Source organism: Nocardia tenerifensis NBRC 101015 (assembly GCF_000308715.1).
Classification (GTDB): Bacteria; Actinomycetota; Actinomycetes; order Mycobacteriales; family Mycobacteriaceae; genus Nocardia; species Nocardia tenerifensis.
Map to the genome: position 1 here is coordinate 13,649 of NZ_BAGH01000607.1, position 15,366 is coordinate 29,014.

The window sequence follows — 15,366 nt, forward strand, 5'->3', positions numbered from 1 at the left end:
TCACCAACAGTTAGGACTGGACAACGATGAGCTCATTCTCCAACCTGCGCGGAAAGGTCGCCGTGGTCACCGGCGGCGCCTCCGGCATCGGCAAAGGCACCGCCCGGCAGCTGATCGCCGAGGGGATGCACGTGGTGATCGCCGATGTGGAGCGCGACGCGCTGGAGCGCACCGCAGCCGAGCTCGGCGCGGTCGGTATCCACACCGACGTCAGTGACCTGGAAAGCGTTCGCGCACTGTCCCGTTCGGTCGTCGACCGATTCGGTACCGTGCACGTGGTCTGCAACAACGCCGGGGTCGGCCCCATCGCCAAGGTTTCCGATCTGCGGATCGAGGACTGGCACTGGATGCTCGGAGTCAACCTGTACGGCGTCATCCACGGTGTGCAGACCTTTCTGCCGATCTTGAAGGCCAATGCCGACGGTGGTCACATCGTGAACACCGCCTCGATCTTCGGGCTGTTCGCCAACCCGCCGCTGGCCGCGTACTCGGTCAGCAAGTACGGCGTCGTCGCGCTCACCGAAGCGCTCGCGGTCGAACTGGCAGAGGAAGATTCGAAGGTCGGCGTGACCGTGTTGTGCCCGTCCACGGTGCAGACGAATGTCGCCAACAGCACCCGCAATCGCCCGGAGTGCTATCGCAACGGCGCGCTGAGCGACTTCGAGATGTCCAAGGAGGAGTACGAGTCCTACCGCTGGCTCACCCCCGACGAGGCGGGCGCGATCGTGGTGCGCGCGATCACCCGCGGCGACCTGTACGCCATCACCCACCCGGAGTCGTACTCACCGCTCATCGAGCAGCGGCACCGGAACATCGCCGCGGCCTTCGAGCGGGCCGCCGTCCTGGAACGGGAAGCCGAGGCGGTGGGCACACCGTAAACCGGCACGCCAACACGATCGAAGGGGTCGCGACATCGTCGCGACCCCTTCCTTGTCTGCCGTTTCAGGCTGTCACGCGTCGGGTTCGGGCGCGTCGAGCAGTGACAGGGCCGCGTTCGGGCAGAGCCGGACGGCCGTGCGCACCTCATCGGCCCGCGAGTCGTCGGGTTCCGGGTTCTGCACCCAGACCCGCCCGTCCGCGCCGGAGTCGAAGAGGTCGGGCGCGGTGCGGACACAGTGTCCGACGCCGATACAGCGGTCTCGGTCCGCGACAATACGCATAAGTGCTCCTACCAGGTGACGGGGAACTCATCCAGACCGAAGATCGCGGCGTCGTATTTGAAAGGCAAATTATCGATCTCGATCGTCGGACGTAACGTCGGGACGCGCCGGAACAGGGTCTCCAACGCGATCTCCAGCCACGCGCGGGCGAGATTCTGGCCGAGGCACTGGTGGGCGCCGTAGCCGAAGCCGAGATGCTTGCGCGCGTTGCGATGGATATCGAAATCACCCGGGCGATCGAAGGCACGCTCGTCGTGGTTCCCCGAGGCACACAGCGCGAAGACGGCGTCGCCGGCGCGGATCGTCTGATCGCCGATCTCGATGTCGGCGGTGGCCGATCTGGCGAACGTCGGGCCGTCCGCGATGGCGTGATATCGGAGCAGTTCGTCCACGGCGTTCGGCCAACCGGCGGGATCGGCGCGCAGTTCGGCGAGCTGATCCGGGTGCCGCAACAGCGTGAGGGTGCCGAGCTGGATCATGTTGGCGGTGGTCTCGTGTGCGGCGATCAGCAACTGATAGACCATGCCGACGAGTTCGTCGTGCGACAGTTCGCCGGTGGCGCGTCGACCGGTGACCATGCGGCCCATGAGGTTGTCGCCGGGCCGTTCCTCGGCCCTGGTCACCGCCTTGTCGGTGTAGGCGAGGACCTCGGCGATCGCGACCTGAACCTCCTCGTAGGTCACCAGCTTCCGGCTGCGAATCCGGGGTTGGAAGTATTCGTGGTCCGCGTAGGGAATGCCGAGAGGCTGACATATACCCAGCGAGGGGACCGGCAGAGCGAACGCGGCAGCCAGGTCGGCGGGCGCACCCTCGGTCAGCATGTCATCGAGGAGTTGGTCGATCATTGCTTGGATACCGGGCCGTAGCGCCTTGATGCGTTTGACGCTGAATTCGGGGATCAGCATGCGCCGATACATCCCGTGCTCGGGCTGGTCCATCTTGAAGAACTCACCGGGCAAGACGGTCTCGCCCTCGGGGTCAGGCTCGGGTGCCAGCTGCGGATAGCCGGGCCGGGTGACATCGGCGCTGATCCGCGGATCGGCGAGTACCTGCTGGACCTCATCGAAACGGGTCACCAGCCACGCTTGCTGCCCGCTCGGCAACCGCACCCGGGCGAGGGGACCGGCCGCGCGCAGGCCCGCGTATTCCGCGGGCGGCGCGAACGGGCATTGGCGTCGCATCGGAAAGTGCTGGCCCGATTTTTCCGACGATGGTGCACCCGATATAGACATGTTCGTAGTGTCACCCATGTCCGGTGCACGCCTGAATTGGACCTTCGTTCATCACACGATAGTGCAATGAACGAAGGTCCAATATACATTTCCGCAGGCCGAAACTATAAATAAATCGTGCACTACTGCCTGGAGTGATAGGAGAGGTCGGCGTGACCGATACAATGCCGGAGGCGCCGTCTGGTGCGGTCGCCGATAAGTACGTGACAAACTTTCGCGACAATGGATTCACGCATATTCCCAATGTACTCACGGCGGCGGAAGTAGCACGATTCCGAAATGCCGCGCTCGACACTATCGAGCGGGAAGGTGTGGCGGCGGGAATGGGAATGGGAGTGGGCCGCACCGGGATCGTGACCACCGCGCAGGCCTATCGGAAGCCCGGCATTCTGCGCGAGCTCGCCCGGCATCCCCGCGTCGGCGCGATAGCCGAGCAACTGTCCGGCATATCGCTGCGCGTATTCAACGGCGACGCGCAGATCAAACCGCCCGGCGACGAAACCGATACCATCTGGCACGACGACCTGACATTCGCGCCGTTGCGCGGACGGATTCTGCTGAACGCTTGGATCGCCCTTGTCGACGTGCCGGTGGAACGCGGCTGTATGACGTTCGTACCCGGTTCCCACCGCCGCCCCGATCCGTATCGAGTGCCGTTGTCCGCCGCGAGGGAGAACCCGAATTCATTCCTGTTCACCGGCTGGCCGCAGCTCAGCTGGAGCCCGCGGCTCACCGTGCCGGTGCGGGCGGGTGATGCCACCTTCCATCAGTGGCGGGTCGGGCACACGGCGGGACCCAATCGTTCGGCAGAGGCCCGCATCGCCTTCATCACGACCTACACCGACGCCGAGACGACCTACGACCCGCAACCCGGCCTCGAGCTGCCCGGTCTGACCGCGGGCGCCCGGCTCTCCGACGACGACTATCCCCGAGTCGCGGAGTTCGGGTAGACGAGGAGCGGCGATGCGGGCGGCGGTAACGGGAGCCACCAGTGGGATCGGCGAGGCGACGGCACGTCGACTCGCCAAGGCGGGTGTGGCGGTCACCCTGATCGGACGCGACGCCGAGCGCCTCGGCGCGGCGCGGGACCGGATCGCCGCCGCGGTGCCGGGCGCCGAGCTGACGCCGGTGCGGGCGGACCTCGCCGACCTCGATCAGGTACGCGCGCTGGGCGTCCACCTGGCGACGGCGGTACGCCCGGACATCGTGGTCAGCAACGCGGCCACGGTCGAGGGCCCGGCCGCGGCCGGGCTGGCCCGGATGCTGACCGTCAACTATCTCGCGCCGTATCTGCTGTTGCGCACCCTGGCGACCGAACTGGATCGGGCCAGGCTGATCGTCATCGGCTCGGACCCGGTCCTGCTGGCGCACGAGCCGGTGGATCTGGACGACATCACCTTTGCCGACCCAGCGCGCTGGGGCGAGCCGAACGGATTGTGGCCGTACTACGCCTACGCGCGACTGAAGAACATGAAGGCAATGTTCGTCTACGCGCTGGCGCGCCGGTTGGCCGGCACCGATGTCGTTGTCAACGGCTGTCATCCGGGCATGATCGCGGGCACCGGACTCGGCCGGGACGTGCCCGAACTCGGGGACCTGCTCCGGCACGCGCAGGAAGCCGGGATCGTGCCGCGGCCGGGGCCGCAGCCGGGGATCACGGGCGAGTTGGCACCCGACCGGTTGCCCGGGCCGGACGTCGGCGCGGACACACCGGTCTGGCTGGCCACCGCGCCGGAGGTCGATGGTGTGACCGGTCGTTTCTACGTCGACCGGGCGGAGGTCCGGACCGCGCCGCACACGACCGACGCCGAGCGCTGCGAGCAACTGTGGCAGCGAAGCGCCGAGCTGGTCGGTCTACCGATCGGTTGAGCCGTGTGCTGCGCTCCACCGCCCGCTGTGCAGTTCGGTGGCGGGCAGCCACTGGGTTTCGGGATCGTAGGGCTGGTACGCGGCCCTGACGTAGTCGGTGAGCCGGGGCAGCGCCGGGTGCCGATTCCGGCGCTGCCACAGCATGGCATGCGGGTAACAGGGGATCGGCTCGACGACCGGAATTTGCACGACTTCGGGATGCCATGGCGCGCGCAGACGTTCGCCCGTGAAGACGAAGCTGTCCGCGGCGGCGCCGATATCGTCGAGCAGATGGTCCAAGCCGAAGTCCGGGCCCGAGGTATCGATGGTGAGCCGGAAGTCCGCAGCCAGATCCTCGTAGAACAGCGCCCATTCGCTGCCCGGCTCGTTACCCGGCATCCGGGCGACCGAATCGGCCAGCTCGCACAAGCGAATCCGGCGGTTGCCCGCGAGCGGGTGTTTGCGGCCGATCAGGACGTGCAGCGGCTCGAGGTAGGCGGGCATGTATTCGATCGAGGGGTCGAGTGCGCCGACGACCCTGGCGAACGCGACATCGATCGCGCCATTGACCAGCGCGGACCGCCCGCTGCGCAGGCCACTGGAGGTGATGATGTCGACCTCGAACCCCGCGTTCGCGTGGTGGAACGATCTGATCAACTCCGTGGCCGCGAGCCGGGTTTCGAGCACATCGACGCGCAGGGGGCGCACGCACCCGCGGACCGATTCGCTGGCCTGGTCCGCCAGCGCGATGAGGGCTCTGGCATGCGGCAGGAACGTTGCGCCGTCCTCGGTGAGGTCGCTGCCGCTGCGCGAACGCTGGAACAAGGTGGTGCCGAGCCCGTCCTCCAGTTTGGCGATTCGCTTGGAAATTGCCTGCTGGGTCAGTCCGAGCTGGTCGGCGGCCTCGCTGAAGTGCTGATGGTCGGCGATGGCGATAAAAGCGCGGACCGCACCCAGGTCCAATTCCACCCTGACTCCTCTCACAACGATCGGTTGTCTACCGGTAGCGCTGGTTGTTTGACGGTGCCCTGCTATATCGCGTCAAATGATTCTGGCTGGAACTACAGTACAAGAAGTGGTGGCCGCCGCCTTCGGCCCGAATCCCTCGACCCGGTGGCCGCCCCACGGCGCTCGCGCATTCCGGGGATCTGGTATATGTGGATGTTTGCTGTCCTTCACGGCTTTTTGTTGAATGCCGCGTATGCGGGTGGTCCGCGGCGGCGGGGCAGCGGTGGCCACGGAGTCGCCCGGCGGCGGGCCGCGTCGGTGCGCTTGCCATTATCACATCCTGCGCGACGCTCGAATGACATTGGGCCACAACGTCTTATGAAGTACCTCACCTCGCGATCGCCGCCGCCCGCGCCCCTTCGGCCTGTGCTGTCGGCGACGCGGGCATTCACGGTGGATCTGCCTGCGGTTATGCAGTTCCGGTTGGAAGAGAATAATCGGTACGGTATCATCGCGGATAGGTAGGATGACTTCGAATCCGAAGCCGATAAAGGGGGATAGCTACGTATCCACAATTCGCAAGCGCTTTATCGTAATTCACTCCTCGGGCTTTCTTGTCGGAACGAAAAGTTCAGCGAGGCGCCCGTAAGGGAAGTGGGGCTGTCGCCGCAGGAGGGTATGTCACGGATCTATTGAGACAACGCGGACGACAGGCGGGTTCAGCAAACCTGTGGCATCCCAGTGGGCAGGAGTATATATGTCAGATGAGAGTGGGCCGGGAGACCTAGCCCAGTGCGATTCCCCGGAGCGGCATGAATCCTCCACCGAGGCCGGGCCGCCGGCCTGGCACGACGAGGCAGCACGGGCCGCCTTGTTGTCGTCTCGAGAAAACGAGGTGTTCTGGTTGCTCGGCAGCGGTAGATCGAATCGAGCGATCGCCGCCCAGCTGCAGATCACCGAGCGGACGGTCAAGGCGCATGTAGCGCGGATCATGGCCAAGCTCGGGGTCGAATCAAGACTTCAAGCGGGTCTTGTCTCCTACGCCTACCAAATCGCATCGCAGGAGTCGTGCATGCGGCAGGCGATCGGGCGCCGTTGTAGCTGTACGTATTCCGCCGATCGAGTCGGCTCGGCGGTCAGCTGAGTACGACCCCACGGCACGCATCGACCCGTCGGCGCAGCGCCGACGGGTCGATGAGGAACAGGAGCGCGCGAGCTATTCCGCACGCCGCCAGTACACCGAATACAGATCGATCGGCTCGAGCTTGTCCTCGATACCGTGGCGGGCCCGGTAATCGTGGATGGCCTCCTTGCATCCGGGCAGCACGTAGTCGTCGACGATGACGAAACCGCCGGGCGCCAGCTTCGGATAGAGATTGGTCAACGCGTCCAATGTGGACTGATAGAGGTCGCCGTCCAGCCGCAGCACCGCGAGCTGCTCGATCGGCGCCTGCGGCAGCGTGTCCTCGAAGAACCCCGGGAGGAACTCGACTTGCTCGTCGAGCAGCCCGTAGCGCTCGAAGTTGCGGCGCACCTCGGCCAGTGACACCGCGAGCACATCATTGTGCGTGTGCAGTTTGATGTCCTGATCGAACTGGTGGCTCTCGCCGGTGACCTCGGGCAGCCCCTCGAACGAGTCGGCGAGCCAGACCCTCCGGTCCCGGATGTCGTTGGCCTCGAAGTAGCCGCGGACGAAGATGCAGGTGCCGCCGCGCCATACGCCCGTCTCGATGAAGTCGCCCGGAACGCCGTCCGCCACTACGCGATCGAGGCATTCGTGCACGTTGTCGAGCCGGGTGCGGCCGATCATCGTGTGCGCGACCACCGGCCAGTCCCCACCGCCGGCCCGCACGGCGCTGCTGTGCTCGGCCGAGGGCAGACCCAGAATCTCGTGGCGCAGCGTGCCGTCCTCATAGATCGTGTTCGTCAGGATCTTCTTCAGCAGGTCCAGGTATAGGTCGCTACCCAGTTTCGTGGTCGTCACGGCACACCCTATTCTTCGACCGGATTTCGTTTTCGAACGATCCGGATGTTGGTCGCGCACCGCGCGGACGCGCGGGCGAAACATCGGAGCTATGGATAGATTCCGCCGTTGACGTGGATCACCTGGCCGGTGACCTGGCTCGCGGCAGGGGAGGCGAGAAAGGCGACGGTGGCCGCGACATCCTCGACGCTGGTGACCCGCCGGGTTGCGCTCGCGTCGATCATCGGCGCGGCGGCCCCGCTGTCGAGGAATTCGCGGGCCCGATCGTTGCTGATCGTGAAGCCGGGACAGACAACATTGACGGTGACCTCCCGTGGGCCGAGTTCGCGGGCGAGGTCGATGGCCCACGGCTCCAGCGCCGCCTTCGCCGGCCCGTACCCGTGCAGGCTGGCCTTGAAGCCGCGGGCGGCGATGGAGCCGATCACGACGATCCGCCCGCCCGCCGGGATGCGCGGCTCCAGTGCCGCGGTCATCAGGACCGTGGTCATCAAATTCGCCTCGATGTTTCGCAGCCACGCCTCCCGCAATAGCTTCAACTGATCGCGCGGCGGCATCGAGTAGTCATATTCCGTCGCGCCGCCCGCGTTGTTGACCAGCACGTCGATCCGCTCCGGGAGCCGCGTCGCGGCCCGCGTGACCGCATCGGGGTCGGAGGCATCGAAGCCGAGCGGCCGGACCCGAGGGCCCAGTTCGGCGGCGGTGCGCTCCAGGATCTCGGTGCGGCGGCCGGTGATGACGACATTCATGTGCTGCGCGAGCAGGTGTTCGGCGATGGCACGACCGATGCCGTATCCGCCGCCGGTGACTACTGCGGTCTTGTCCACGATGCATCTCCATGGTCTGGGTTTGTACGAGGCCGAGCGAGCTCCCGATGGATCAGAGCGACCGGCCCGCCGCGGCAGCGCCCTCGACGACCAAGGCGGCGATCTGGTTGGCGTTGCGGAAGTTTCGGACGTTGACGCTGCTCTGCGGCACGGTGTACCCGTATTCACGCTGGATGAAGCCGACCAGCTCGGCGGTGTTCATCGAGTTGAGAATTCCCCAGTCGAGCAGTGGCGTCTCACCGTCCAGGTTGCTTGCTGGATCGTCACTGAGAAAGCGTTCCCGGATGAACGCCACTATCCGTTCGGTCACTTGCGTCTGTGTCATGCAGTACTCCTCGTGTGCTCGGAAGGAAGGGATGGATGCCGCGAGCCGGGTGTGTCCAGTGCGGCACGATCGGTCTTCCCGGTCCTGGTTCGGGGCAGCGACGCGACGATGTGCACGTCGTCGGGGACCATGTAGCGTGGGAGTCGCCCGGCGCTGTGCCGTTTGATCTCCAGCACGCTCAGCGTGTGGCCGGGCCGGGCCACGACGAACACCGCGAGCTTGGCCGTCATTCCCGTGCTGCGCACCAGCGCCACGGCCTCAGCCACGGCGGGATGGGTGGCCAACCAGGTCTCCACCTCGCCGAGTTCTATTCGGTGGCCACGGATCTTGACCAGGTGGTCCGTGCGCCCCAGATAATCGAAGGAGCCGTCGTCGAGCAACCGCACGATGTCCCCGGTGCGATAGGGCCCCTGCTGCGCATCCCTGCCCCAATAGCCGAGCATCACCGTCGGACCCGAGACCATCAGTTCGCCGTCCTCGCCGGGACCGGCGACCGTGCCGTCGGGTCGTTCGGCCCAGATGGTGTCGCCACAGGTCGCCTTGCCGATGGGCACCGGCCGGTCGCGGCGCAGGTCCGCGGCGTCGACCTCATGTGCCGCACAGACATTCGTTTCCGTCGGTCCGTAGAGGTTGAGCAGCCGCGCATCGGTCCAGGACCGTAGCTCGCGCACGTGCTGGATGGGGAACGGTTCGCCCGCGAAGAGCACCGCCCGCAAGGATCGTGGCGCGGGGTGTTCGAGCAGTGCGCCGTCGCGCATCATCAAGATCAGGGCCGAGGGCACCGAGTACCAGACGGTGATCTCGCTCTCCCGGAGAAACTGCGTGAGTTGCACTGGCGCGTAGGCGAGTTCGGTGGGGACCAGATGCACCGAGGCGCCGACGGCAAAGGCAGCGTAGAGGTCGAGCACCGAGAGGTCGAAGGTCAACGGCGCGTGATTGGCGAACCTGTCCTCCGGGCGTGCGTCCAAGGTCGCCACCGCCCAATCCACGAACGACCGGGCGCCGCGGTGGCTGATCCGGACGCCCTTGGGGGTCCCGGTCGAGCCGGACGTGTAGAGAATGTAGGCGAGATCGGTGGGCGACACGGACGGTATCGGGTAGCAATCGCTCTCGCGTTCCGGCGGCAGCGACGACAGGTCGAGCCACACCGTCCCCGGCGGCAGGTCCGCGATCGGCGCTCGGCTGGAACAGATCACCTTCGCTGCGCAATCCGCGGCGATCACCGCGATCCGGCCCGCGGGGGTGGCGCCGTCGGCGGGGACGTAGGCGCCGCCGATGCGCAGCGCCGCCTGCATCGCCGCGATCGCCAAGGGGGACTTGTCTTCCCAGACGATCACTCGGTCACCGGGCCCGGCGCCCAGCATGGTCAACGTGCGGGCGAGCCGGTTCGCCGCCCGGTCGAGTTCGGCATAGCTCATCGTGCCGAGCGGTCCGGCCACCGCGAGCCGTTCCGGATGCCACGCCGCGGAATCGACGAGTAGTTCGTGCAGCGTCACAAGCCCACATCCTGTGCGATGATCTCGCGCTGAATCTCCGTGGTGCCGGAGAACAGCTTGGCCGGAATGGCGTCGCGCAGGTACCGCTCGACGCCGCCAGGAACCAAATACCCTGCAGCGCCGAAGATCTGGATCGCGTCGAGGCTGTTGGCCACCGCCGCCTCGGAGACGGCGACCTTGGCCAGTGCCGCGGCGGCGACCTGCCCGCTTCGTTGCTCATCGATCAGCCAGCAGGCGCGATAGAGCAGCAGCCGGGCACCCTCCAGGCGCTGCTTCATGCCGGCGATCAGGTGCGCGACCGCCTGGAACTTTCCGATGGGACGGCCGAACTGCCGTCGTTCCCGCGCGTGGGCGATACAGCGCTCGAGTTGTTCATCCATCATGCCCAGGTAGGCGGCGAACAGGCAGGCGCGCTCCCAGGTCATCGCGTGCGCGAAGATCGCCGAGCCTTGGCCTTCCTCGCCGAGCAGATACCCTGCCGGAACCCGGCAGCCGTCGAAACGCACTCGCGCGGCCGAACACCCGGCCAGGCCCATCTTCTCGAACGGTTCGCCGGGGGTGAGGCCGTCGAGTTCGGCGGGCGCCGCAAAGGCCGAGATACCGAGAAACCCCCCGTTCGGGGCCGTGGTGGCGTAGGTGACCATGAGGTCGGCGACCGGTCCGTTGCTCACGAACGACTTCTCCCCGTCGAGCACGTAGGCGTCGACGTCGTGTCGCGCGGTGACTGCCAAGCGGCTGACGTCGGAGCCCGCGTCGTCCTCGGTGATGGCGTTGGCCGCGATGAGATCGCCCGTGGCGAAGCCGGGTAGCAGTTCGCGCCGCAGGTCCGCCGAGCCGAAATCCCTGATGGGCACCGCGCCGGCGAGCAGGTGCGCGCTCACCGAGAACACCAGTCCGGTATCCGGGCAGCCGCGCCCGAAGGCCTCCAGACCCAGCGCGGTATCGAACGCGCCGAGCCCACAGCCGCCGTACTCGGTCGGCACGCAGAGTCCGGTCAGGCCCAATTCCGCGGCGACGCGCCATTTTTCCTGCATGGCCGCGGCATCGTCGGTCAGCCGCTTCTGCACCTCGGCGAGGATCTCGCCGTATCGCCTGGTCTGGGTGGCGGTGAGCGCGAAATCCATCTGCATCCTCACGCTGAGATTTCCGAATACTGGCCATCTTGCGCAGGGTCGATGCCGAATTCAATTGAACCTTCGGACAAGAACCTTTGTTCATGTTCGATGGTCCAATTTACGGGGCGTGTCGACGAGTCTAGAAATAGTGATGACGGAAACGACAGCCGCGCTGCGGGTATACGGCTGATAAGAAAGTGAGTGTTCCCCCATGGGTGACGTATTTCTCGCCGGAATCGCCGGTGTGCTGCCGCCCGCCGTGACGGGTGCGGAGGCCATCGCGGCGGGCGCGTGGACAAAGCGCGACGCGGCGGAGACCCAGCAGCTGTCGGTCACGGTCGCACCGGCGGACCAGTACTCGCCGGATCTGGCGGTGGACGCTGCGCGGCTGGCGCTGGAACGCGCCGAGCTGGACCCGGCGCGCGTCGCTCTCGCGCTGCACTCCATGATGCTGACCCCCGGTGGCAAGCTGTGGCACGGCGCGCCGTACATTCACCGAAAGCTCGGCATACCCGCCGGTCAATGTATCGCCAGCGATCTCGACTGCGGTTGTGCCAGTTCGCTGGTCGCGCTCGAACTCGCCACGGCGTATCTGGCGACGCGCGACGCCGGTGACCTCGCGCTCGTCACGGCGGCCGACTGCTGGCGCGAACACGAGGTCGATCGCTGGCGCACCTCGAACAACCCGCTGGGCGACGGTGCGGCCGCGGCGGTGGTGTCTCGGGAACGCGGGTTCGCCCGTATCGCGGGCGCGGCGACCTCGAGTAATCCAGAATTGGAACCCATCGGTCGTGGCCGGGAACCATTCTCCGCCGAGCGGGAGAAATCGACCGAACCTGTCTATGTGCGCTCCCGGTTCGAAGAGATCGTCGACGGCGAACAGATTTGGCGGACGGTAGCCGGCGAGGTGCAATCGGTGGTCGCGAAGGCGACCGAACAGGCCGGTATCGAATTGGCGGACATCGACTTCGTCGTCTGCCCGTTCCTCGGCCGTGAACTCACGCTACAACAATTCCTCAAACCGTTGTCGCTCGATCTCGCCATCACCCCGTGGGAATATTCGCGTCGCGTCGGTCATATCGGTCCGGCGGACCCATTGGCGGGGTTGGATCATCTGGTCAATACCGAGGGCGTGCATTGGCGGCACATCCTGCTGCTCGCCCATGGCATGGGTGGAATATCCAGCGCCGTCGTGCTCGAATCGTGCACGCCACAGCACAGCTGACGTCAGGACGGAGCAGACCATGAGACACGACGTCGAACAGATGGTGGAGAATTTCGATCCGTGGAGCCCCGTGCTGGCGAACGACGCGGAATTCTTCTGGGCGGTGCTCAACCGCATGCGGGAGAAAAGCCCCGTGCTCTACAGCAAGGAACACGGCGGCTTCTGGATCATCACCAGGCATGCCGAGGTGATGCGAGCCAACAAGGACTGGGAATCGTTCACCTCCGCCGAGGGTGCGACGATTCCGTACAACCCGGATATGCCGAAACTGGCGCCGATCGAGGTCGATCCGCCGGAGCATCGGGACTGGCGCCGGATGCTCAATCCGTTGATGTCGCCCTCGGCGGTCGCCGGGTTCGAGCCCGCGATGCGTCGCATCGCGGGTGAGCTGATGGACGAATTCGTCGAGCGCGGCGAATGCGATCTGGCCCAGGATTTCGCGTGGCGGTTCGTGCCGGGCTCGCTGTTCGAGTTGATGCTCGGCGTTCCCACCGATCAACTGCCCGCCACCCGCCAGTTCGTCCAGGACTTCGTCTCATCGGAAGATCCGGAGCGCCAGCAAGAGGTCTTCGCGGACCTGGAGGCGTGGGCCAAACAGTTCCTGTTGTGGCGCAAGGAAAGACCGCCGCAGGGCGATGTCACCGATGCGCTGCTCGCCGGGCGCGTGCAGGGCGAGCCGCTCACCATCGACGCGATGGTCAGTGCGTTGGTCCTGTTACTGCTGGCCGGCATGGAGACGACGTCGAGCAGTATCGGCTACCTCGCCGGGCTGCTCATCGAGCAGCCCGAACTGCGGGGGCATTTCGAACTGAATGCCCCCGTGGATCTGGCCGTGGAGGAACTGCTGCGGCACGGTTCGATCTCGGTCAGCTTGTCCCGGGTCGCGACCAGGGAGGTCGAGATCGGTGGGCAGGTCATTCCCGCGGGCGGGCGCGTGTTGCTGCTGTGGGCCGCGGCGAACTGGGATCCGCGGGTCTTTCCACAACCCGAGCGATTCGATATCGACCGACCGCAGGGCAATCACCTCGCCTTCGGTGCCGGTCCGCACAAGTGCATGGGCGCGAACTTCGCGCGCCTGATGCTTCGGGTGGCGACCACCGAGATCGTCCGCAGATTACCGGATCTGCGGCTCGAGCCGGGCAGCCCGATCGAGCACCCGCCGGGCCTGGTGCGCAGCACCCGATCGATGCGGGTGCGGTTTCGTCCGACGCCGCGTTCGGTTGTCCCCGCCGCGACCCATCCATGAGGAGGAATCACGTGATTCGAGGCGACAGTTCGGTGACCACCGCCGCGGTGGTCGAATACTACGCAGAGGCATCGGACCTGATCAGTGCCGATCTGGGCGGACCGATGCATTTCGGATATTGGCGGGATCTCCCCGAGGGCAGCACGATCCCCGACGCCTCTCGTCGCATGACCGAGCTCATGGTGGAGAAGGTCGGGGTGACCAAGGGACAGCGCGTACTCGACGTCGGCTGCGGGCGGGGCCAGCCCGCCGTTCAGCTCGCCGAAGCCACCGGCGCCGAGGTCGTCGGCATCGATATCAGTCCGCGGCACGTCCGGCTCGCCGGGGATCTCGCGCGCGCCGCGTCCAGGGACGACCAGGTGCGGTTTGAGGTCGCCGATGTGACCGAGTTGCCCTATCCGCCCGAGTCGTTCGACGGCGCGTGGATGCTCGAATCGTTCTTCCACATGCCCGACCAGACGGCGGCACTCCGGCAGATCGCGCGGGTACTACGGCCCGGTGGCAAACTGGTGATCGCCAATCTCGTCTTGCGCACGCCGCTGACCGACGAGCAGAACGCGCGGCTGGCGAGTCTGTGGAAAGTGGGTCAGATCGCCGCCCTGGTACCACTGTCCGGCTACCCCGGTGTGCTCGCGGAAAGTGGCCTGTACACCGACGAGGTGCTCGACATCTCCGAGCACAGCATCGGCCCGACGTTCGCCGCCATTCGGGAACTGCACGCGGCCCGTAGGCGCGCGGAGGCCGCCGAATCGAACGCGTCGGTCGACCTGAAGGAAGACATGGACGCCGGAATGGACCTGTTCTCCGCAACCCCCGCCATCGGTTTCGCGATCATCGTCGCCTCGAAGCCCACCGCATAGCACCATCCGCCACGTATCGAATCTCGCGGCGGGCGAGGGCGATCCGATTGCCGAGATCGTCCTCGCCCGCTGATCCCCGCAGCACCGGCTGCTCGGAAGCCGTGGCCGAGCACGCGCGACGCTGAAGGTAGTTTTGCCGCGCGCCAGCGCATCCGGTCGAGCCGCCCCGGCCCGCACGGGAGCGTCCGGCCTGACGGCCCCGCCGCCGCGACCGCATCCAAGGTGCGCCGCATCGGGCAGATCATCGACGTCACGGAAGCGCCGCGAGTCGTCATGGACCGGTTTTCTACGCCCCGTCGCTTTAGCCCCATTGGGTATTGACGACCGGCTTTCATGGGGTTACGTGGGGAAACGCCGCCGCTCGGCAGCGGTTGGCCTAGGGTGAATGTGACCGGCTGTTTGGCGACTCGCCGGGCAACTCGACAACTCCTCCACGCGAACCCCGGGGCGAGCGAACGATAGACCTACGCTTCTGCCGCCGTGCAGCGCGTTCGCCTGGCGCATCACCGCCACGGCATCGAATACCGAGTCGCCGCTGCGGCGTGCTCGCCGCAGCAAGACCATCACCCTCGAACAGGTCTGCGCCGAGCTCGCCGCGCGCCGCGACACCGACTCCCCGATGATCACCCCCAGCCAGCTCTCGGCCTGGGAACTCGGAAAACACACCACCAACACCGGAAACCGGGACCTGCTCGCCGACTACTACGGGGGGTGGTGTCATCGGTGAGGCTGGTTCTGTGCTGGCTCGGCTCTGTGTTGTAGATGCGGATTTCTGCCTTGGCGGTCGCGGCGAGTTCGGTGAACCGCTCGAGCTTGTCCGAGGGCAGAAAGCCTAGCGCCAGTCCGTGTTCGCCGTTGAGGACGCTGATCAATGCGGTGCCTGGCCGTGCGGCAGTGGTCGGCCAACGATCGCAGGTAGGACTGGAGATCGGCCTTGGTGCGCCGGCCTTGGGCCGCGCTGTCGTGCCAGTGCCTGGTCAGTTTTTCCGGGCAGGTGGGTAGCTGCGTGAGGTGGCTGCGGATCTCCTCGCCTCGCTCGTAGCTGTCGAGGTCATCGGCCAGCCGGCTTTCCTGGGCCGGATCCGGTGAAACCTGAACGTGCC

At 66.3% G+C, this 15,366-nt stretch carries 15 protein-coding genes; 7 read left to right on the plus strand and 8 right to left on the minus strand.

Annotation, left to right across the window (positions count from 1 at the left end; genetic code table 11):
• Positions 1-26: 26 nt before the first annotated feature.
• Entirely contained in the window at positions 27-878 is an 852-nt protein-coding gene (locus ON39_RS42790) for an SDR family NAD(P)-dependent oxidoreductase (RefSeq protein ID WP_040742800.1), read from the plus strand.
• A 72-nt stretch (positions 879-950) separates the two neighbouring features.
• Here ON39_RS42790 and ON39_RS42795 read toward each other — a convergent pair whose 3' ends face one another.
• Positions 951-1,160 carry a ferredoxin gene (locus ON39_RS42795; protein WP_040742801.1) on the minus strand — a complete coding sequence of 70 codons (210 nt, stop codon included), beginning with the start codon at positions 1,158-1,160 and terminating at the stop codon, positions 951-953.
• Between the two features lie 8 nt (positions 1,161-1,168).
• Complete coding sequence (locus ON39_RS42800) at positions 1,169-2,341, minus strand: cytochrome P450 (protein ID WP_051187834.1); 1,173 nt, start codon at positions 2,339-2,341, stop codon at positions 1,169-1,171.
• Between the two features lie 215 nt (positions 2,342-2,556).
• On the opposite strand from ON39_RS42800, the gene ON39_RS42805 reads away from it, so the two are divergent.
• Both ON39_RS42805 and ON39_RS42810 read left to right on the plus strand, forming a co-directional pair.
• The gene (locus tag ON39_RS42805; RefSeq protein WP_040742802.1) at positions 2,557-3,342 is read left to right on the plus strand and encodes a phytanoyl-CoA dioxygenase family protein; all 786 of its coding nucleotides are present in this window, start codon (positions 2,557-2,559) and stop codon (positions 3,340-3,342) included.
• A 13-nt stretch (positions 3,343-3,355) separates the two neighbouring features.
• Entirely contained in the window at positions 3,356-4,261 is a 906-nt protein-coding gene (locus tag ON39_RS42810; RefSeq protein WP_040742803.1) for an SDR family NAD(P)-dependent oxidoreductase, read from the plus strand.
• Here ON39_RS42810 and ON39_RS42815 read toward each other — a convergent pair.
• Positions 4,247-5,209 (minus strand): LysR family transcriptional regulator, encoded by a 963-nt coding sequence (locus ON39_RS42815; protein WP_040742804.1) that lies wholly within the window; start codon positions 5,207-5,209, stop codon positions 4,247-4,249. The two genes, ON39_RS42810 and ON39_RS42815, sit on opposite strands and share 15 nt — an antisense overlap.
• A 736-nt stretch (positions 5,210-5,945) precedes the next feature.
• Here ON39_RS42815 and ON39_RS47975 point away from each other — a divergent pair.
• A complete protein-coding gene (locus ON39_RS47975; protein WP_146251315.1) occupies positions 5,946-6,332 on the plus strand; it encodes a response regulator transcription factor in 387 nt (128 codons plus the stop codon).
• Between the two features lie 72 nt (positions 6,333-6,404).
• Here ON39_RS47975 and ON39_RS42825 read toward each other — a convergent pair whose 3' ends face one another.
• The 5 genes from ON39_RS42825 to ON39_RS42845 all read right to left on the minus strand — a co-directional run bounded on the left by ON39_RS42825 (position 6,405) and on the right by ON39_RS42845 (position 10,941).
• The gene (locus ON39_RS42825; protein ID WP_051187837.1) at positions 6,405-7,172 is read right to left on the minus strand and encodes a TylF/MycF family methyltransferase; all 768 of its coding nucleotides are present in this window, start codon (positions 7,170-7,172) and stop codon (positions 6,405-6,407) included.
• A gap of 89 nt (positions 7,173-7,261) precedes the next feature.
• On the minus strand, positions 7,262-7,996 hold the full coding sequence (locus ON39_RS42830) for an SDR family NAD(P)-dependent oxidoreductase (RefSeq protein ID WP_040742805.1): 735 nt from the start codon (positions 7,994-7,996) through the stop codon (positions 7,262-7,264).
• Between the two features lie 52 nt (positions 7,997-8,048).
• Positions 8,049-8,321, minus strand: coding sequence for an acyl carrier protein (locus ON39_RS42835; protein ID WP_040742806.1), 273 nt, complete (start codon positions 8,319-8,321; stop codon positions 8,049-8,051).
• On the minus strand, positions 8,318-9,817 hold the full coding sequence (locus ON39_RS42840) for an amino acid adenylation domain-containing protein (protein ID WP_051187839.1): 1,500 nt from the start codon (positions 9,815-9,817) through the stop codon (positions 8,318-8,320). Before ON39_RS42840 ends, ON39_RS42835 begins: the two co-directional genes overlap by 4 nt.
• Positions 9,814-10,941 (minus strand): acyl-CoA dehydrogenase family protein, encoded by a 1,128-nt coding sequence (locus ON39_RS42845; RefSeq protein WP_040742831.1) that lies wholly within the window; start codon positions 10,939-10,941, stop codon positions 9,814-9,816. Before ON39_RS42845 ends, ON39_RS42840 begins: the two co-directional genes overlap by 4 nt.
• Positions 10,942-11,143: 202 nt before the next feature.
• On the opposite strand from ON39_RS42845, the gene ON39_RS42850 reads away from it, so the two are divergent.
• Genes ON39_RS42850 through ON39_RS42860 form a run of 3 tightly spaced genes read left to right on the plus strand, consistent with a single transcriptional unit; the run spans position 11,144 to position 14,263 of the window.
• Positions 11,144-12,157, plus strand: a complete 1,014-nt coding sequence (locus ON39_RS42850; RefSeq protein ID WP_040742807.1) for a ketoacyl-ACP synthase III family protein — start codon at positions 11,144-11,146, stop codon at positions 12,155-12,157.
• 19 nt (positions 12,158-12,176) lie between these two features.
• Positions 12,177-13,403 carry a cytochrome P450 gene (locus ON39_RS42855; RefSeq protein ID WP_040742808.1) on the plus strand — a complete coding sequence of 409 codons (1,227 nt, stop codon included), beginning with the start codon at positions 12,177-12,179 and terminating at the stop codon, positions 13,401-13,403.
• A gap of 11 nt (positions 13,404-13,414) precedes the next feature.
• Positions 13,415-14,263, plus strand: coding sequence for an SAM-dependent methyltransferase (locus ON39_RS42860; RefSeq protein ID WP_157195638.1), 849 nt, complete (start codon positions 13,415-13,417; stop codon positions 14,261-14,263).
• The last annotated feature ends 1,103 nt before the right edge of the window (positions 14,264-15,366 follow it).

Excerpts from the sequence above, each read along its gene's own strand:
- ON39_RS42790 (WP_040742800.1), top strand. The coding sequence starts at position 27 with ATGAGCTCATTCTCCAACCTGCGCGGAAAGGTCGCCGTGGTCACCGGC.
- ON39_RS42795 (WP_040742801.1), bottom strand. The coding sequence starts at position 1,160 with ATGCGTATTGTCGCGGACCGAGACCGCTGTATCGGCGTCGGACACTGT.
- ON39_RS42800 (WP_051187834.1), bottom strand. The coding sequence starts at position 2,341 with ATGCGACGCCAATGCCCGTTCGCGCCGCCCGCGGAATACGCGGGCCTG.
- ON39_RS42805 (WP_040742802.1), top strand. The coding sequence starts at position 2,557 with ATGCCGGAGGCGCCGTCTGGTGCGGTCGCCGATAAGTACGTGACAAAC.
- ON39_RS42810 (WP_040742803.1), top strand. The coding sequence starts at position 3,356 with ATGCGGGCGGCGGTAACGGGAGCCACCAGTGGGATCGGCGAGGCGACG.
- ON39_RS47975 (WP_146251315.1), top strand. The coding sequence starts at position 5,946 with ATGTCAGATGAGAGTGGGCCGGGAGACCTAGCCCAGTGCGATTCCCCG.
- ON39_RS42835 (WP_040742806.1), bottom strand. The coding sequence starts at position 8,321 with ATGACACAGACGCAAGTGACCGAACGGATAGTGGCGTTCATCCGGGAA.
- ON39_RS42845 (WP_040742831.1), bottom strand. The coding sequence starts at position 10,941 with ATGGATTTCGCGCTCACCGCCACCCAGACCAGGCGATACGGCGAGATC.
- ON39_RS42850 (WP_040742807.1), top strand. The coding sequence starts at position 11,144 with ATGGGTGACGTATTTCTCGCCGGAATCGCCGGTGTGCTGCCGCCCGCC.
- ON39_RS42855 (WP_040742808.1), top strand. The coding sequence starts at position 12,177 with ATGAGACACGACGTCGAACAGATGGTGGAGAATTTCGATCCGTGGAGC.